The sequence below is a fragment of the Halomonas cibimaris genome (genome assembly GCF_039537045.1).
GTDB classification, from domain to species: Bacteria; Pseudomonadota; Gammaproteobacteria; order Pseudomonadales; family Halomonadaceae; genus Vreelandella; species Vreelandella cibimaris.
Window position 1 is genome coordinate 19104 of sequence record NZ_BAAAZT010000013.1, and the last position, 16169, is coordinate 35272.

Consider the following 16169-nt stretch of genomic DNA (forward strand, 5'->3'; position numbering starts at 1 on the left):
CCTGGCTGATACCGATCGCGCCAGTTGAAGGGGTCGCCTTGGCGGCCCCTTTTATTTGCCTGACGCCACCTGCCCGGCGGGGTTGCGATTGCGCCGCAGGGGTATCCGCTATTCGTTTCAGTTTTCAGCGGTGTCTTTTTTAGCCGCTGAGAAGTTCACCCGATTTGTTGAGGAACGTCTGCGATGCAGCAGAACGCCGAAAAGTCACAGTGTTTTCCCTTGTTACCGCTGCGGGACGTTGTCGTTTACCCGCAGATGGTCCTTCCGCTCTTTGTCGGCCGTGAAAAGTCCATTCAGGCACTGGAAGCGGCCATGGAAGCCGACAAGCGTGTACTGCTTGTGGCCCAGCGCGAAGCCGCCGAAGACGAGCCCGGTCACGACGACCTTTATGCCATGGGCACGGTGGCCGATATCATGCAGCTGCTCAAGCTGCCCGACGGCACGGTCAAGGTGCTGATCGAAGGCGATTTCCGCGCCGATGTCACCGCCGTCACAGAGCACGAGCAAGGCTATACGCAGGCTCGTATCGCCCCGCGTGACAGCGAGCCGTTAACGGATCGCGAACGCGATGCGCTGGTGCGCGTACTGCTTAACCAGTTTGAGCAATACGTTAAGCTGTCGAAAAAAGTTCCTAACGAAGTGCTCAATTCGCTATCGGGCATTGAAGATCCCAGTCGCCTGGTGGATACCATCTGCGCGCATCTATCGCTGAAGATCGGCGATAAGCAGGAGCTTTTGGAGATGGATCGCGTGCGCGATCGTATCGAGCACCTGATGGCGCTGATCGAGTCGGAAATTGATCTGCTGCAGGTTGAAAAGCGTATCCGCTCGCGGGTCAAAGAGCAGATGGAGAAGACCCAGCGCGAGTACTACCTCAATGAGCAGATGAAGGCCATCCAGAAAGAGATGGGTGAGCTGGATGACGTGCCCAACGAGGTGGAAAAGTACGAGCAGGCCATCGAGTCTGCCGGTATGCCCAAGGAGGCGGCCGAGAAAGCCACCCAAGAGCTCAACAAGCTCAAGATGATGTCGGCCAACTCCGCTGAGGCCACCGTGGTACGTTCGTATCTCGACTGGCTGGTCGCCGTGCCGTGGAAAAAGCGCACTCGCGTCAAGCACGATCTGGTCAAGGCCCAGCAGGTGCTCGATGAAGACCACTACGGGCTGGACGAGGTCAAGTCGCGCATCCTTGAATATCTTGCAGTACAAAAGCGCGTACGCAAGATGAAAGCCCCGGTGCTGTGCCTGGTGGGGCCGCCGGGGGTAGGCAAAACATCCCTCGGGCAGTCCGTCGCCCGGGCTACCAACCGCAAGTACGTGCGGCTGGCGCTGGGCGGGGTGCGCGACGAATCCGAAATTCGCGGCCATCGGCGCACCTATATCGGCTCGCTTCCCGGCAAGATGATTCAGCGCATGACCCGTGCAGGCGTAAAAAACCCGCTGTTTCTCCTGGACGAGGTCGACAAGCTGGGCATGGATCATCGCGGCGATCCGTCATCGGCGCTGCTTGAAGTGCTGGACCCGGAACAGAACAACAGCTTCAGCGACCACTATCTGGAGCTGGACTATGATCTGTCGGAAACGCTGTTTATCTGTACCGCCAACTCGATGAACATCCCCGAGCCGCTGCTTGATCGGATGGAAATCATTCGGCTGCCGGGCTACACCGAAGACGAAAAGCTGGCGATTGCCAAGCGCTACCTGCTGCCCAAGCAGATCAAGGCGAACGGCTTGAAAAAAGGCGAGTTTGACCTTGACGACGAGGCGCTGCTGGAGCTGATTCGCTACTACACCCGGGAAGCCGGCGTGCGCGAACTTGAGCGCCAGGTGGCCAAGGTGGCGCGCAAGGTGCTGCGCGAGCGGGTCGAGCAGGAGCGCAAAGGGGAAACGGCGAGTGCGAGCAGCGTGCTTGCCGCGCAGGATATTGAGCACTATGCCGGCGTACGCCGCTATAGCTACGGCCTGGCCGACCAGGATGACCAGGTAGGCCGCGTCACTGGGCTTGCCTGGACCTCAGTAGGCGGCGAGCTGTTGACGATTGAGTCGGTAGTGACCCCGGGCAAAGGGCGGGTTAACAAGACCGGCTCGCTGGGTGATGTGATGAAAGAATCCGTCAGCGCTGCCCATACGGTGGTGCGTGCCCGCGCAGAGGCGTATGGTATCGACGCCAAGCGCTTCGAAGAGGAAGACCTGCACATTCATGTGCCCGAAGGCGCCACGCCCAAGGACGGCCCCAGCGCGGGTATTGCCATGGTCACAGCGATGGTCTCGGCCTATAGTAACCGCCCGGTGCGCTGTGCGGTGGCCATGACCGGCGAGGTCAACCTGCGCGGTGAAGTCATGCCGATTGGTGGCCTCAAGGAGAAATTGCTGGCAGCCCGGCGTGGTGGTATAAAGACCGTCCTGATACCCGAAAAAAACCGCCGTGATCTCAAGGAAGTACCGGACAATATCACAGAAGCGCTGGATATTCGGCCGCTGCAATGGATCGACGACGTGCTCGCGATTGCCTTGAGTGACGGCGCCACAAAAAGCAGCGTCGCAGCCGACCAGAAACGATCTGCGGTAGACGATGCGCTGATTAACACGCATTGAACTAAGCCGCTGCAAGGCGGCTCGCCAATGCTGAAATAACGCCCAAAGCCTTGTATGGCGGGCATTTTGCGGCACGGTTGCTTGACAGTCATTTTGCCGCGTTGCTATAAACTGCAGCTGCGCTTTGATCGTCAAGCCAACCGCTAACCGTGCCTTTCAGAGCCATTTTTTAAACCAGTCAAGGGGTGAAGTGTGAACAAGTCCGAGCTGATTGAAGCCATTGCGGCCTCTGCCGATATACCCAAGGCAGCGGCAACCCGTGCGCTGGATGCCATGGTGGAATCCGTCACCGAAAGCCTCAAGCAGGGCGAAAGCGTATCACTGGTAGGCTTTGGTACCTTCACGATCAAAGAGCGTGCTGCGCGTACCGGACGTAACCCGCAAACCGGTCAGCCCATTGAAATCAGCGCTGCGAAAGTGCCCAACTTCAAGGCGGGAAAAGCGCTCAAGGATGCCGTCAACTAAGGTGTCGAGCGCTGGGTGATACTTGAGCGGCGCGGATAACGGTGACGCTGTCAATAACGCTCTCAAGACATGGTGACATGGGCGCATCGCCAAGCGGTGCGCCCATGTCATGTTTTAACGCGGGAAAAAACGCGGGATTGGCCGTGTTTATCTGAGGCAAGCATGCTGCAAAGTATTCGAGACGGCGCCAAAAGCTGGGCCGCAAAGATAATCATCGGCGTTATGGTGGCCGCCATGGCGCTGTTCGGCGTGGAATCGCTGTTTAGTGTCTTCGGTGAAGATCCCGACCAGGCAGCCAAGGTAAACGGTGAAACCATTACCCGCCAGCAGGTAGGGCTGGAGGTGCAGCGCACCATGCGTTCAGGGCAGGTTCCCCCGGAGCAGGAAAAAGCGCTGCGTGAGGACATGCTTGATCAGCTGATCACTCAAAAGCTTTTAACCCAGTATGCCGAAGACGGCGGATTCAAGATCTCCGACGAGCAGCTCGACCAGCTGATTGTCAGCCTGGAGGAGTTTCACGACCAGGAGGGCAGCTTTTCTCCCGAGCTTTTTCGCAACCGCCTGTCCCGCGTTGGCTATACGCCGCTGGCGTTTCGTAACGAGCTGCGCGCCGACATCATGCGGCGCCAGCTGCAGCAAGGGCTTGCGCTCAGCGAATTCACCCCGGAAGCGGAGCGCGAGCGCCTGGCCGCGCTGCAGCGCCAGACGCGGACTTTTCGCTATGCGCAGCTGACAGCAGAGAACGCCGGCATTGAGGTCAGCCCCGACGCCGATGATATGCAAGCCTATTACAAAGCGCACACCGAGCTGTTTCGTCGCCCGGAGCAGGTCAAGCTTCACTACGTAGTGCTCGACCGCCAGGCGATGGCGGAAAGCGTTGCGATCAGCGACGACGAGTTGCGCCAGGCGTGGCGCGAGCAGACCGACGATGCCAGCCGTCGCGTCGCACACATCATGATCGGCTATGGCAACGAACGCAGCCGTGAACAGGCTCGGGCGGTTGCCGAACAGGCGCTGGATGACCTGAAAGCCGGAAAAAGCTTTGCCGATACCGCCGCGCGCTACTCCGACGATACTGCCAGCGCCGAAAACGGCGGTAATCTGGGGGAAATCAGCCGCGGCTTCTTCGGCGAATCGTTCGACGAGGCGGCGTTTTCTCTGAGCGAAGGCGAGGTGTCGGCGCCCGTTGCTATGGACGATGCCCTGCATATCATCAAGGTAACCGACATCGATCGGCCGTCTTTTGACGAGCAGCGTGACAAGCTGCGTCAGATGCTGGCGGCTCGCCAGGTTGATGAGGCATTCAACGAGCGCGCGCAACAGCTGATTGATGAAAGCTTCGCCGCCGATGATTTGCAAAGCGTGGCCGATGATATCGGCTTGCGCGTACAGCGCAGCGGCTGGGTATCCCGCAATGCGGGGCAGGGCGTACTTTCCGAGCCCGGCGTCATGGATAAGGCGTTTAGCGAGGATGTACTGGAAGACGGTTATAACAGCGACGTAATCGAGCTGGATAAAGACCGCCGCCTGGTACTGCGCGTGGTTGAACACCGTGACGCCACCACGCTGCCGCTTGCCGAGGTGCGCGACGAGGTCAAGCGTCGGGTCGTGGCCCAGCAGCAGCAAGCGGCGCTGGCCCGCCGTGCCGCCACGCTGATTGATCGGCTCAAGGCTGGCAAGCCCACGGACTTGGCGTGGCAGCAGGCCAACAGCGTTTCCCGCCAGGCTGGCAGCGCCGTACCCAGTGATATCGTCAATGCGGCATTCCGGCTGCCCAAGCCCGGAGACGACCAGGCGGGATATGGCCGTGTGGCGACGTCCGACGGCGTTGCCATCATCGCTCTGGAGCGCGTTTCCGCCGGCGAGCCCGATGCCGAAATAGAGGCGTTTGTTGCTCAAATGGCTGAGCGACTGCGTTCGCAGGCAGCAGTTCAAGGGCTGATTGACTATTTGCACCAGCAAGGCGCAATCAAGTCGAATTTTTAAGACGCGCTTTGCACGCATTAACGAAAACGCCGGCGTAAAAACCGGCGTTTTTTGTTACTTACAAAGCGCTTTGACGTTCTATCCTGTAACGCAGAATAGACATCACCAGTTGCACAGAAGACTGTTAAGCCACATAGCAAAGTGCCCGTTTTTTCTAACAGTCATACTGTTGCGATAACCCCTTGCGAGTTATGCGCTATAGCGCAATAATGTCCCGGCAAATCGGCGCCATCTTTTGCCGATGTTTGTTTTTGTCGTCACGGCGTTTTTGATAATCGCCGTTTTATTGATTTAGCAAAAGGATATAAACCATGTCACTACTCAACCAGTATGTTCAAAAAGAGCAGCAGCTCAAACAGCTTCAAGAAGAGCTTGCGCGTCTGAAAGACGATCAGCGTCTGCAAAGCGAGCTTGAGTTCAAGGAAAAGCTGGAAAGCTTGATGAACGAGTTTGGCAAGCGTCCGTCCGACGTGATCGCACTGCTTAATCCGGAGCAGAGCAGCGCGAAGCCGACCACCGCTACCGGCCGTCGCAAGCGCCGTCTGAAGGTGTATGAAAACCCGCATACCGGTGAGGTGATTAAAACCCGTGGCGGCAATCACAAAAAGCTGCGTGGCTGGAAAAGCGAACACGGTGACAAAACGGTAGAGTCCTGGGTTATACGCACAGAAGACTAAGCGATTTTTTCGTCGGCCCGCATGAAAGCACGCAGCCAGCAAATGCAGGCCTGATACGCCGTGCAAGTGCTGCGATAGCGTTTACGCAAAATAGCCGTTTATGCTTTTTCTCGGGGGCATTCGCAAGGCCCGCTCCGCCGCGCTCACCGCGAGTTCGATGTGCTTTGTGCAACGTCAGGCTGTGCTACAAGAGGGACACGCAGTTCCAGCTCGTGGCCAAGCCACAGCACGCTGGGCGATTTGCCGCTGATGCGAAGCGAACTGCTGCGGCGCATCAGCTCATGTATCAGACAGTCAACGGCGCCGTCCAGCTGATGAAGGGTCGACAGACGAACAGTCGCATAGTGTTGAGCGGCAACGGGTACGCATCGGTATGGCATTGGCAGCGCCAGGCCGTTAACTGCGCTTGGCGGCAGCAGGCAAAGCCCCACGTCAGTGCGCCGGGCGGTATTAAAGGCGCTGTCCGGCACCAGCCGCGCGGTAAACAGATCAGGCAGTGCAATGCCGGGCACGGCCGCGCTCAAGCGCTCGCCTTGTCCGCCAAGCCCCTGGGCGTGTAGCGTCTGGCTGCCCAGCGCCAGCGCATGGGGCGGTTTGTATTCTCGCCGCATAATGGCATAGTGGCTGCGCTTTTTCTCACGGTGTATTGGCATGCGACAGCCCGGCGGGCGCTGGCCCAGCGCATGGCGTATGCGGCGGCGATAGCGGCGCGGCGTTGTGCCGTAGCGGCGCTGAAACGCGCGTGAAAAAGCCGAATGGTTGCGATAGCCGCAGGCAAGCCCGATGTCTGCAACAGGGTCCAGGGTAAGCGCCAGCAGCACAGCGGCCCGCTCAAGGCGACGGCCGTCACGATAGGTGCCGGGTGAGCTGCCAAAATGATGGTGGAAAAGTCGCCGCACCTGCGAGGTAGAATAGCCCAGATGAAGGGCCAGATCGTCGATACTCAGCGGTTGGCAAAGGGTATCCTGTAGCCAGATTTCGGCACGTGTCATCGCATCCTTCATGATTCAGCCTCTCGTGCATCGGTCTGGCGGACGATCGTCTCGTCCTTGTCGCACCGTTTCGTGCTTATACGCAGGCCAGCAGATAGGGCGCGCAGCGGTAAAAGAGGAAAGCCAAGTAGCTCGGCGTGCACCCAAAACCGGCACGATAAATGTCAACGACTGTAAACAGTGCGCAAGCGTTTTTTACGCTGCTATCCTCGGTAGCCGTTATGCTGCGGCCCGCAACAACGCGGGTATATCACACCTGCTGTGCCAACATGTTTTGCTGCCATCTTTATGCTTGTTTTGCCGGGTCGATAGCAAGTTTACTTTGGTCTTTGTGCGCGTTTGCGCACATTTTTTGCACAAAAAACGCTGCACAAAGCCGTCATTGGCAGAAAACTGTTCTGTCAGACTGCGTTTTTGCCCGCTAATCTTTTATTCAAAACGTCATACAAGGTGAGAATGGAATACGAATGAAACATCGCAACGCGGCTACGCCACAAAGCGGACGAGATAAACTTCGCCAGTTCAAAGAGCTGGACGACGCTTTTGCCAAGGCGCTCAAGGCACTGGATGACCCGGATACCGCTGCCGACATTCCTACCGGACCGCCGGTACGCTCGTTGGATACGCTGGAACGAGAAGACGATGCGAAGGCCAGAGAACAAGCCTTTGGCCGGCATCTGGAGGCGCTGATGAAAGAATACGGCATCAGCCACGCAGCGCTTCTTGAGCTTAGCCATACGCTGCTTGACTACGGCCTTTGGGAAGATCGGCCGCCGGCTCAGCGGTAGCGGTAAACGCGCAGGCTGGGCAAAAACGGCTCGTGCTCGAGTTTTTCATCCCGGCGCCGGGCGCGCGTGCGTTTTTCCGGCGGGGTGAGAGCAGGGCAATTGGTGTGCGGCAGCCGGCCCTGGGCGCTGGGCACAAAGATGGGCATGGCGGCATTCAGGGCTCGGCGGGTATGCCCGTCGGCCAGCGGTTCGGTAAAGAACAGGTTGGCGCGCATCAGCGGTGCCTGCGGCTGTACCTGGGCCAGCGGCTCGGAGGAGGGAATGCCTGCCAGCCGGCGCAGCTGCAGGCGCACATGGGCGGCGTCGCTGTCCAGCGCCAGCAGTTTCTCCTCGGCCTGACGCACGCTCAGCCGCTTGATGGAGCGCCCGCTGCTGTACCAGGCAAAGCGCACGCGGGACACCGGCGCCTCGGCCACGGGCAGGTGGCGCCAGCACTGTTTAAGGTGCAGCCGAGCCAGGCCGTTGCGTTCCAGCACCGTTTGTACCCGGGGGTGTCGCCGGGGCAGGCGTTCTCGGCCTTCGCTCAGCAGGCTCGGCGCCTGCTGCTTGATGGCCTGCAGGGCGTCGCTGAAGCGGCTCTTGGCGGCGTTGGCGCGGATAACCGCATCCAGCAGCGCGTCGTTGGCGGCCACCAGGCCTATATAGTTGCGCGTTTGGCGGCCGTCCTGGCCCGGGGTGTGCCACATGTCGAAAAGCGCTGCGTGCAGCCAGTCGCCGCCCGCACCGGGTGTGTCCAGCGCCCAGTAGCCCGGAGGACATAGGCGCGCCTGTTCATTGACCGCTTCCAGCGCGGCCAGCACGTCGTCGAACGCGCTATCCAACCGGTATAGCAGCTGATAGTCCAGCGGGGTCGATGAGCGGCCGGTCATGGGCATCCTCGTTGTGACGGTGACAAAAACGATGGGCAAAAATGACGGGCAGCGGGCGTCAGTCAGGAAAGCGGGGCGTCGCGATCCGCCTCGCGCAGCAGCCCGTCGATATCCGCTTCGTCCATGGCAGGCTCACCGCGGATGCGGTGCGATTCATCCGCCCAGGCGCCCAGATCCAGCAGCTGGCAGCGGCGGCTGCAAAACGGCCGGTAGACGCTTTGCGCCGCCCAGAGAACGCGCGTGCCGCACTCGGGGCAGGGCAGCGCCACGGCAGACGATGAAGCGGCAGTGTTGCCAGACATGCAAACCTCCTGAGGGCAATATACGTAACAATGGCCGGTGCGACGCGTCAGGCGCGGGCAAGGATGCGATAGCAGGCATCCAGCGCACCGGCCTGAGCGCGCATGAACGCGTCGTCCGCGCTATTATCAATCACATCGCAGCCGCGGGAAAGCCGTTCCCGACGTGAGAGCTGAGCGGCCATGATCGCCTTGATCTGCACGGGGCTGCTGCCATCCCGGGACAGGGTGCGTTCGATCTGCATGGTCTCGGGTATATCAACCACCAGGCAGCGTTTGACCAGCGCGTCCTGGCCAGATTCGAACAGCAGCGGCGAGACCAGCAGCACGTACGGAGCGCGGGCGGTGTCAGCTTCAAGACGGGCCAGATGCGCCAGCAAGCGTTCGCGCACCCGAGGGTGGGTCACGCTTTCCAGCCACGCTCGCTCGGCGGGCTCGGTAAAGATCCGCTCGCGCAGGGCGGCGCGGTTCAGCGTGCCGTCCGGCTGCAGCACCCCGCTGCCGTAGCGCCGGGCAATGGCGGCAAGAGCCGGCTCGCCGGGTGCGACAATTTCACGGGCGACGTCGTCGGCGTCTACCCAGGCCGCGCCGCATGCAGCAAACGCCCGGGCTACGGTGGATTTGCCCGAGCCGATGCCGCCGGTTAAACCAATAATCATCAGAACTTGTGCGGGATACCCGGATTATGCCACCGCCTGTCCCGCTCCTCCTTTCCGTTGGTGAGTGGTTATTGTGAGGTGGTAGCCGTAGCCATCTCCACGTTGGATAACGGTGCAGTATGTGTGCGAAATGCCCTGCACTGCCCCCTGTTGGGTCTGGATATTAAAGCGGCCGGTTCTGCGCACGGCCACACGGCCCGTATGCGTGCCGGCTTTCCTGCCGGCGGGCACGATGGCGCTTACCATGTCGCCGGTCTGAAAACCGTGTACCTGTTTTTGTCGCATCAGGTAGCCACGCGGAAAACCGTGTTTGGTCAGTCGAGTGCGCTGATAGCTGCCGCGCCCGGTGGCTTTGATCGTCAGCGTTGGCACTTGCCAGTGGTGCAGGGCGTCCATTGGGCCGACGCAAGCGGCATCCAGGGCGTGAGTTTTGGGAATACCGAGCCGCTGGCGGTTGTATTTGGTACGGCCACCCGTGCTGACCGTGACAGCTAAGCCGGTGGCCTTGAGCGCGGTGAACAGCGCCCAGCGGGTCGCATTGACCGCACTGGCGTCGCGTAGCGGCTGCTTGAGCTGGCGCTGTACGCGCTCAAGCCGCCCATCCGCCGACAGGCCGTTGGCCTTGAGGCGCTTCTTTAAGCCTTTATCGGTGGCGAAAAAGTCCGCCAGCGGCAACGCATCCTTGGCCTGGTTGCAGTTATGACACGACAGAGCCAAATTGCTGATGCGGTTTGAGCCACCGCACGAACGTGGCACCACATGCTCGACTTCCAGCGGCGTCTCGGTGGCGCCGCAGTAGGCACATGCCCGCCCCCATTTCTCCAGCAGGTACGCCCGCACCATGGCCAATCCGGTCGTCTTGCTGCCCGGATCGAGCTTCAAACGCAGCGGTTGCGTGTCGCCGCCCACCCGATCCTTGAGTCGGATCGTGAACGGGTAGCGTTTATGCACCACGGCGCGACCGCGTTTCAGCAGCAGCCGGGCGCGTTTTTCGCTGCACGGCATCAACGGCTGCTTGCGTTTGTCCCATACGAAAACCGCCATGCGATTTCCTCCCGTGTTCATGCCCTTACGGGCCTTGTGTCGCGGATCGTTCGATCCGTCTCCCCTCGGGAATGTCGATAACCGGCTCCTGCCGACGATACGCTATCAGCAACGGTCAGAACCCTCGGCGTTTTACCTTGCGCCCGCATGACCCTGACCTTTCAGAGTGCCGAACTGAGGAAGCATTCGGCGGTGAGTCTTGACGACCTGTTACCCACGTAGCGGCCATGTTGCCCGCTCTCCCTGGTCAACCGGACCTGCTTTCACAAGCCTCTGCCTTCAGGCAGAGGTAGTTGACGTAATCACCGTCAAATAGGTGGCCATCAGCGCATCGCCGGCGAGCAGGCCAGCCCAGCCCGCCGCGGCCAGAAATGGGCCAAAGGGCATGGGCACGTCACGCCGCCCGGCGCTGGCCTGCAGCGCCAGGCCGACCACCGCGCCAAAACCCGCGGCCAGCATCACAATCAGCGGCAAAAAGCTCCAGCCCAGCCAGGCGCCCAGCGCGGCGAGCAGTTTGAAATCACCGTAGCCCATGCCTTCCTTGCCGGTCACCAGCTTGAACAGCCAATACACGCTCCACAGCGCCAGGTAGCCGGCCATGGCGCCGATCACCGCGGCGGGCAGCATGGCCGGCTGGCAGACCAGCTGATACAGCAGCCCGGCCCACAGCAGCGGCAGCGTCAGGCAGTCCGGCAGCAGCTGGGTGCGCAGGTCAATCACCGCCATGGCCAGCAGCGTAAGGCAGGCGGCGAGCACAAAACCCGCCTCAATGGTGATGTCAAACAGCGCCACAGCGGTGGCGGCAAGAACCCCGCCGGCCAGCTCCACCAGCGGGTATTGCACGCTGATGCGGACGCGGCAGGCCGCACAGCGGCCGCGCCGCTTGAGCCAGCCAAGCAGCGGTATATTATCGTGCCAGCGAATGGGGGTGTGGCAAAGCGGGCACATCGAGCGCGGCGCCAGCAGGGTAAAACGCGGCGACGGCTCGCCGGGCAGCTCCAGCGCCGCTCTGGCTTCGGCGCGCCAGCCGCGCATCAGCATCACCGGCAGCCGGGTGATAACCACGTTGAGAAAGCTGCCCAGACACAGGCCGAACAGGGCCGCCAGCACTACATCGAGCGTTGCCATACTATTCCTTGCAGATGTTTTGTAAAAAAAGCCGCCACGGGCGCGTTGGCCGCTCGGCTACATGGCCGTGCCCAGCGTAAAGATGGGCATGTACATGGCAACGACCACGCCGCCGACCAAAAGCCCCAGCACGGCAATGATAAACGGCTCCATCAGCGAGGTCAGCGTCTCTACCTTGTTGTTGACCTGCTCTTCGTAATAGTCCGCCACGCGGTTGAGCATGGCGTCCAGCGCGCCGGTCTCCTCGCCGATGCTGAGCATCTGCACCACCTGGGTGGGGAACATGTTGGTCATGCGAACGGCAAAATTCAGCGGCCGGCCGCCGATAACGTCGTCGCGTGCCCGCAGCACGGCGCTTTCGTAGACGCGATTGCCGGTAGAGCCGGCGGTGCTTTTCAGCCCGTCGGCCAGCGGTACGCCGGAGCTGAACGTGGTGGCCAGGGTGCGTGAAAAGCGCGCGACGGCGGACATGTGCAAAATATCGCCGACGATCGGCAGTGAGAGCAGCCAGGCGTCTACCCGGTAGGCAAACTTTTCCGAGCGCCGGTGCATGTAGCGAAAAGCCAGCCCCGCCAGCATCACCGCGCCAAGTGCGTGCAGCCAGTACTGCTGCGCCTGCTCGGACAGGTGGATCGTAATCCGGGTAATCGCCGGCAGCTCGGCGTTAAAGCTCTGAAACATGCTTTCAAACTGCGGCACTACCTTGACCAGCAGAATAATAGTGACGCCGATGCCCATCGCCATGACCGCACCGGGGTACCACATGGCCTTTTTGACCCGCCCCTTGAGCGATTCCACCGCTTCTTTGTAGCTTGCCAAACGCGACAGTATGTCATCCATGGCCCCGGCCTGCTCGCCGACGTGCACCAGGTTGACAAACAGGCGATCAAAATGCCGCGGCTGGCGGCGAAGCGTATCGGAAAAGCTGGAGCCGGCCGTGACATCGGCAATCATCCGGCGCAGCAAAGCGACCATTGCCGGCTTGTCGAGGCTGTCGCGGATGACCTCAAGCGCCTGCAAAAGCGGAATACCGGCGCGGGTCATGGTCGCCATCTGGCGGGCAAACAGCGCCACGTCCAGCGGTGTCACCTTGCCCGGGCCGCCCAGTCGTTTGCGGATGCGCCGGACGGTGATGTTCTGGCGCTGAAGCGTTGACTTCACCTCGGCGCGGCTGGCGCTGATGGCGGTGCCGCGAACCTTGTGCCCGTCGGCGCTGGTGCCTTTCCATTTCCAACGGTAGAGCTTTTCGGCCTGCCGGCGGCTGCGCGGTGCTCGTGCCATGCGGCCTTACTCCTGGGTGACCCGGTTGATCTCTTCAAGGCTGGTAACCCCTTCCAGCACCTTCAGCAGCCCGCTGTGGCGCAGGCTCGGATAGCCTTCCTCGCGGGCCAGCCGGTCGATTTCCAAAGCGTTGGCATCGCGCATGATCAGCCCGCGCATGGCCTCGGAAATCGGCACGACTTCGTAAATGCCCACTCGGCCTTTATAGCCGTGGGTGCATTTACGGCAGCCCGCGGGCTGATAAAGCGTCGCCCCGGCGATGTCGTCGTCGTTCAGGCCTTCCTGGCGCAGGGCCTCGGGCGGAATGTCTGCGGCTACTTTACAGTGCGGGCATAGCGTGCGCGCCAGCCGCTGGGCGATGATCAGGCTCACGGCGCTGGCAATGTTAAACGGTGTGATGCCCATGTTCGACAGACGCGTAAGCGTTTCCGCCGCTGAGTTGGTGTGCAGCGTTGACAGTACCAGATGGCCGGTTTGCGACGCCTTGACGGCGATTTCGGCGGTTTCCAGATCGCGGATTTCCCCGACCATCACCACGTCCGGGTCCTGGCGCAGAAACGCCCGCAGCGCGGTGGCGAAATCCAGCCCGATGCGCGGCATGACGTTGACCTGATTGATGCCGGGCATCTTGATTTCCACCGGGTCCTCGGCGGTGCAGATGTTGCGCTCGGTCTGGTTGAGGATATTCATCCCGGTGTACAGCGATACGGTCTTGCCGCTGCCGGTGGGGCCGGTGACCAGCACCATGCCCTGCGGCTGGGCCAGGGCGTGTTCATAGTGGCGTCGCTGGGCTTCGTTAAAGCCCAGCCGGTCGATGCCGATCTGCGCGGCGGAAGGGTCGAGCAGGCGCAGCACCAGTTTCTCGCCGTAGACCGTGGGCAGCGAGTTGACGCGAAAATCCAGCGAACGAGTGCGCGATAGCCGCAGCTTGATGGTGCCGTCCTGGGGCAGGCGGCGTTCGGAAATATCCAGCCGCGCCATGACCTTCAGCCGCGCGGCGATGCGGTGGCGCATGGAAAACGGCGGCCGCGCCACTTCCACCAGCACGCCGTCCACCCTGAAACGCACCCGGTAGAGGGTTTCATAGGGCTCAAAGTGAATATCCGAGGCGCCGTCTTGAATTGCGTCCAGCAAAATCTTGTTGACGAACTTGATGATCGGCGCATCGTCGGCGGTGTCTTCGCCGCCTTCGTCGTCAAACGACAGGGCGTCGTCGTCTTCGCCCACGGCCTCGATTGAGGTGATCGCATCGTTGATGCTGTCCATGCTCTCCAGCATGCTGCGCTCGTTCTGGGCGAGGTAGGCGTTCAGCGAGCCGGCCAGCTGATCGACAGGCGCCAGCACGCCTTCGATGCTAAGCCCGGTGGCAAACTGCAGATCGCCCAGCCGGGTGAGCGTCGAGGGGTAGGGCACGGCCACGGTAAGGCGATGGCCGCGCCGCGACAGCGGCAGCACGCCCAGGTTGCGCAGTACGCGCACGGGGTAGTCACCGGCCGGGGGCAGCGCGTTGACATTGATCGCTTCAAGCGCCACGACCGGCAGGCCATATTCCCAGCCGGCGGCCACGGCGGCATCGGCGGGGTCGACCATGTTTTCATCGACCACGTAGCGCAAAAGCTCCACGTCCCGGCTTACCGCCCCGGCCTCGGCGGCGTTGGCCTGCTCCGAGGTCAGCAGCTGATGGGCCACCAGCCGCTCGGCAATGCCGCGCAGGCCGCCGCGAGCGGTCGCCTGGCTCAGGGTAGACGTAAAGGAGGTATGGCTCATGGCTGTGTCCATTGCTGGTTGCGTGGTGAGTGCCGCTGGCCGTGCGGACGCCCGCCGCCCTCGGCATGCGCAGCCGTTGTACCACAGCAGGGCGGGTATTGGTATGACAAGCCCCAGCCCGAACGCATCAGGCGGCTCGGCCCTGATCGGGACGGCGGCGTATACGCCGAAAGAGGTAGAATAAGGGGGGAAATACGTTGAAGGAGCGTCAACCGTAAGTTAGTGTAACGGTGAATAGCGCCAAGGTTGCCTTGGTGCCCGATCAAAACAGCGGAGTATCCTATGCAAACGAACGTCGACCCCCAAACCGCGCGCCCCGCTAAGCAGGGCGGTTTTACCCTCATTGAGCTGATGATTGCGGTTGCCATTATCGGCGTGCTGGCGTCTGTTGCCATTCCTCAATATCAGAGCTATGTGGCAAGGGCACAGTATGCTGAGGCATCAAGCCTGTTAGGCGGGGCACGCATTACCATTGAGGAGCGTGTAGCCAAGACCGGGCTGGGCAATACTGGAATGTCGGGTAAAAGTGGCTTAGAGGAATATGGTGTACGTTTGCAGGGCGAGCATGGGGCCATCAATAGCTTCTCTGATGCAAGTGACGGTGCAGTAGTTACTTACACATTTGGCTCTGGCGCCGATGCTAGCGTAGCGGGCGTGCTGAATGATAAAAAAGTTTCTTATATATACAACCCCGAGACAGGCTGGTCGTGCAATAAAGACACAACCGATAAGGAGTATCGCAGCGGGCTTTGTGAGAGCTACACTGCGCCAAAAAATGAATGACTAATATCATTAACTAAGCTTGTTAAAAGGAGCCGAAAGGCTCCTTTTTTATGTCTGGCTGCCGGACGCCGCCAAGCACCTGAAAAGAAAGCGCAAAAAAGGCTTTTCATCCGCTGCGAAAAGCGCTATAGTACGCCCCGTCTTGAGGCGAGCATATTGCCCAAGCGCAAAGCGGAGCGTGGCGCAGCTTGGTAGCGCGTTGCAATGGGGTTGCAAAGGTCGCAGGTTCGAATCCTGTCGCTCCGACCAGAATTAGCAGTAAAAACGGTCACTTAGCGCATTCGCTGAGTGGCCGTTTTTTGTGCGTTTGGCTTTAGGTTCCAAGCAGGTTCCACGCGTCATAAGGTGGGAGCGCGCTGTCTGGCAGGATGCGCCGGTTTGGCCGGCGCAGCCCGGCTGCCATATTAGTCGTTGGGTGGCGTATCGTCCGCCCCGGTGCTGTTCTCGCGATGCTTCAAGTTGGCTTCAGCGGTGTTGCTGACAGGCTTATCTTTACCCATCCAGGTGAGCAGGTCGCTCAGCCGGTAGACAATGCGGCGGCCACGCTCAATATACTGTGGGGTCGGCCGGCCAAGCAGCACGCCGGTCGTGCGGCTTTTGCGGGCGGTTGATGGCTGCGCGGCAATCAGATGGGGAAAGATGGAGCTTTCACGCAGCTCGATCAGCTTAGGGTCACAGCCATCTTGATAGCGCTTGAGCGCGTTATTCAACAGCTCGACTGGGTCTTGCTTCTTTGTAACTATTCAGGTGGCGTCGGGTGAGACTCGCCAACCCGCTGTTCCTTCAGGCATAGTACCGTCATTCGACTCCCCCACCCAGCAGGCAACATGACCATC

General features: G+C 60.7%; 15 protein-coding genes and 1 tRNA gene. 7 read left to right on the forward strand and 9 right to left on the reverse strand.

What is annotated here, in order from left to right; all coding sequences use genetic code 11:
- Nucleotides 1-183 precede the first annotated feature (183 nt).
- The 4 genes from lon to ABD654_RS01565 all read left to right on the forward strand — a co-directional run bounded on the left by lon (nt 184) and on the right by ABD654_RS01565 (nt 5723).
- Nucleotides 184-2595 carry an endopeptidase La gene (lon, locus tag ABD654_RS01550; protein WP_344701602.1) on the forward strand — a complete coding sequence of 804 codons (2412 nt, stop codon included), beginning with the start codon at nt 184-186 and terminating at the stop codon, nt 2593-2595.
- 192 nt (nt 2596-2787) lie between these two features.
- Nucleotides 2788-3060 (forward strand): HU family DNA-binding protein, encoded by a 273-nt coding sequence (locus tag ABD654_RS01555; RefSeq protein WP_344701604.1) that lies wholly within the window; start codon nt 2788-2790, stop codon nt 3058-3060.
- 162 nt (nt 3061-3222) lie between these two features.
- Complete coding sequence (locus ABD654_RS01560; RefSeq protein WP_344701606.1) at nt 3223-5046, forward strand: SurA N-terminal domain-containing protein; 1824 nt, start codon at nt 3223-3225, stop codon at nt 5044-5046.
- Between the two features lie 311 nt (nt 5047-5357).
- Nucleotides 5358-5723: a histone-like nucleoid-structuring protein, MvaT/MvaU family gene (locus ABD654_RS01565; protein ID WP_344701609.1), complete on the forward strand. Its 366-nt coding sequence runs from the start codon at nt 5358-5360 to the stop codon at nt 5721-5723.
- A gap of 143 nt (nt 5724-5866) precedes the next feature.
- On the opposite strand, the gene ABD654_RS01570 is transcribed toward ABD654_RS01565, so the two are convergent.
- Complete coding sequence (locus ABD654_RS01570; RefSeq protein ID WP_344701611.1) at nt 5867-6715, reverse strand: helix-turn-helix domain-containing protein; 849 nt, start codon at nt 6713-6715, stop codon at nt 5867-5869.
- 467 nt (nt 6716-7182) lie between these two features.
- Here ABD654_RS01570 and ABD654_RS01575 point away from each other — a divergent pair, with 467 nt between their 5' ends.
- Nucleotides 7183-7503, forward strand: a complete 321-nt coding sequence (locus ABD654_RS01575) for a hypothetical protein (RefSeq protein ID WP_344701613.1) — start codon at nt 7183-7185, stop codon at nt 7501-7503.
- Here the strand turns inward: ABD654_RS01575 and ABD654_RS01580 are convergent.
- The 7 genes from ABD654_RS01580 to pilB form a co-directional block, all read right to left on the reverse strand.
- Nucleotides 7494-8372, reverse strand: a complete 879-nt coding sequence (locus ABD654_RS01580; RefSeq protein ID WP_344701615.1) for a DNA replication terminus site-binding protein — start codon at nt 8370-8372, stop codon at nt 7494-7496. The genes ABD654_RS01575 and ABD654_RS01580 overlap by 10 nt on opposite strands.
- Before the next feature lie 62 nt (nt 8373-8434).
- Nucleotides 8435-8674 (reverse strand): DNA gyrase inhibitor YacG, encoded by a 240-nt coding sequence (gene yacG, locus ABD654_RS01585; protein ID WP_344701617.1) that lies wholly within the window; start codon nt 8672-8674, stop codon nt 8435-8437.
- A 47-nt stretch (nt 8675-8721) separates the two neighbouring features.
- Nucleotides 8722-9330, reverse strand: coding sequence for a dephospho-CoA kinase (coaE, locus tag ABD654_RS01590; protein WP_344701619.1), 609 nt, complete (start codon nt 9328-9330; stop codon nt 8722-8724).
- A 24-nt stretch (nt 9331-9354) separates the two neighbouring features.
- Nucleotides 9355-10395, reverse strand: coding sequence for an RRXRR domain-containing protein (locus tag ABD654_RS01595; protein ID WP_344701621.1), 1041 nt, complete (start codon nt 10393-10395; stop codon nt 9355-9357).
- A 258-nt stretch (nt 10396-10653) separates the two neighbouring features.
- Entirely contained in the window at nt 10654-11502 is an 849-nt protein-coding gene (locus ABD654_RS01600; RefSeq protein ID WP_344701623.1) for a prepilin peptidase, read from the reverse strand.
- 57 nt (nt 11503-11559) lie between these two features.
- Nucleotides 11560-12783, reverse strand: coding sequence for a type II secretion system F family protein (locus ABD654_RS01605; RefSeq protein ID WP_344701625.1), 1224 nt, complete (start codon nt 12781-12783; stop codon nt 11560-11562).
- A 6-nt stretch (nt 12784-12789) separates the two neighbouring features.
- Nucleotides 12790-14550: a type IV-A pilus assembly ATPase PilB gene (pilB, locus tag ABD654_RS01610; RefSeq protein WP_344701627.1), complete on the reverse strand. Its 1761-nt coding sequence runs from the start codon at nt 14548-14550 to the stop codon at nt 12790-12792.
- 282 nt (nt 14551-14832) lie between these two features.
- Between pilB and ABD654_RS01615 the strand changes: the two genes are divergently transcribed.
- Nucleotides 14833-15333, forward strand: coding sequence for a pilin (locus tag ABD654_RS01615; protein ID WP_344701629.1), 501 nt, complete (start codon nt 14833-14835; stop codon nt 15331-15333).
- Between the two features lie 172 nt (nt 15334-15505).
- Nucleotides 15506-15582 (forward strand) — tRNA-Pro (locus tag ABD654_RS01620).
- Nucleotides 15583-15737: 155 nt separating this feature from the next.
- Here ABD654_RS01620 and ABD654_RS01625 read toward each other — a convergent pair.
- A complete protein-coding gene (locus ABD654_RS01625) occupies nt 15738-16043 on the reverse strand; it encodes a hypothetical protein (protein WP_344701631.1) in 306 nt (101 codons plus the stop codon).
- Between the last annotated feature and the right edge of the window lie 126 nt (nt 16044-16169).

Excerpts from the sequence above, each read along its gene's own strand:
- ABD654_RS01565 (WP_344701609.1), top strand. The coding sequence starts at position 5,358 with ATGTCACTACTCAACCAGTATGTTCAAAAAGAGCAGCAGCTCAAACAG.
- pilB (WP_344701627.1), bottom strand. The coding sequence starts at position 14,550 with ATGAGCCATACCTCCTTTACGTCTACCCTGAGCCAGGCGACCGCTCGC.
- ABD654_RS01570 (WP_344701611.1), bottom strand. The coding sequence starts at position 6,715 with ATGACACGTGCCGAAATCTGGCTACAGGATACCCTTTGCCAACCGCTG.
- ABD654_RS01560 (WP_344701606.1), top strand. The coding sequence starts at position 3,223 with ATGCTGCAAAGTATTCGAGACGGCGCCAAAAGCTGGGCCGCAAAGATA.
- yacG (WP_344701617.1), bottom strand. The coding sequence starts at position 8,674 with ATGTCTGGCAACACTGCCGCTTCATCGTCTGCCGTGGCGCTGCCCTGC.
- ABD654_RS01615 (WP_344701629.1), top strand. The coding sequence starts at position 14,833 with ATGCAAACGAACGTCGACCCCCAAACCGCGCGCCCCGCTAAGCAGGGC.
- ABD654_RS01595 (WP_344701621.1), bottom strand. The coding sequence starts at position 10,395 with ATGAACACGGGAGGAAATCGCATGGCGGTTTTCGTATGGGACAAACGC.
- lon (WP_344701602.1), top strand. The coding sequence starts at position 184 with ATGCAGCAGAACGCCGAAAAGTCACAGTGTTTTCCCTTGTTACCGCTG.
- ABD654_RS01575 (WP_344701613.1), top strand. The coding sequence starts at position 7,183 with ATGAAACATCGCAACGCGGCTACGCCACAAAGCGGACGAGATAAACTT.
- ABD654_RS01600 (WP_344701623.1), bottom strand. The coding sequence starts at position 11,502 with ATGGCAACGCTCGATGTAGTGCTGGCGGCCCTGTTCGGCCTGTGTCTG.
- ABD654_RS01580 (WP_344701615.1), bottom strand. The coding sequence starts at position 8,372 with ATGACCGGCCGCTCATCGACCCCGCTGGACTATCAGCTGCTATACCGG.
- ABD654_RS01605 (WP_344701625.1), bottom strand. The coding sequence starts at position 12,783 with ATGGCACGAGCACCGCGCAGCCGCCGGCAGGCCGAAAAGCTCTACCGT.
- coaE (WP_344701619.1), bottom strand. The coding sequence starts at position 9,330 with ATGATTATTGGTTTAACCGGCGGCATCGGCTCGGGCAAATCCACCGTA.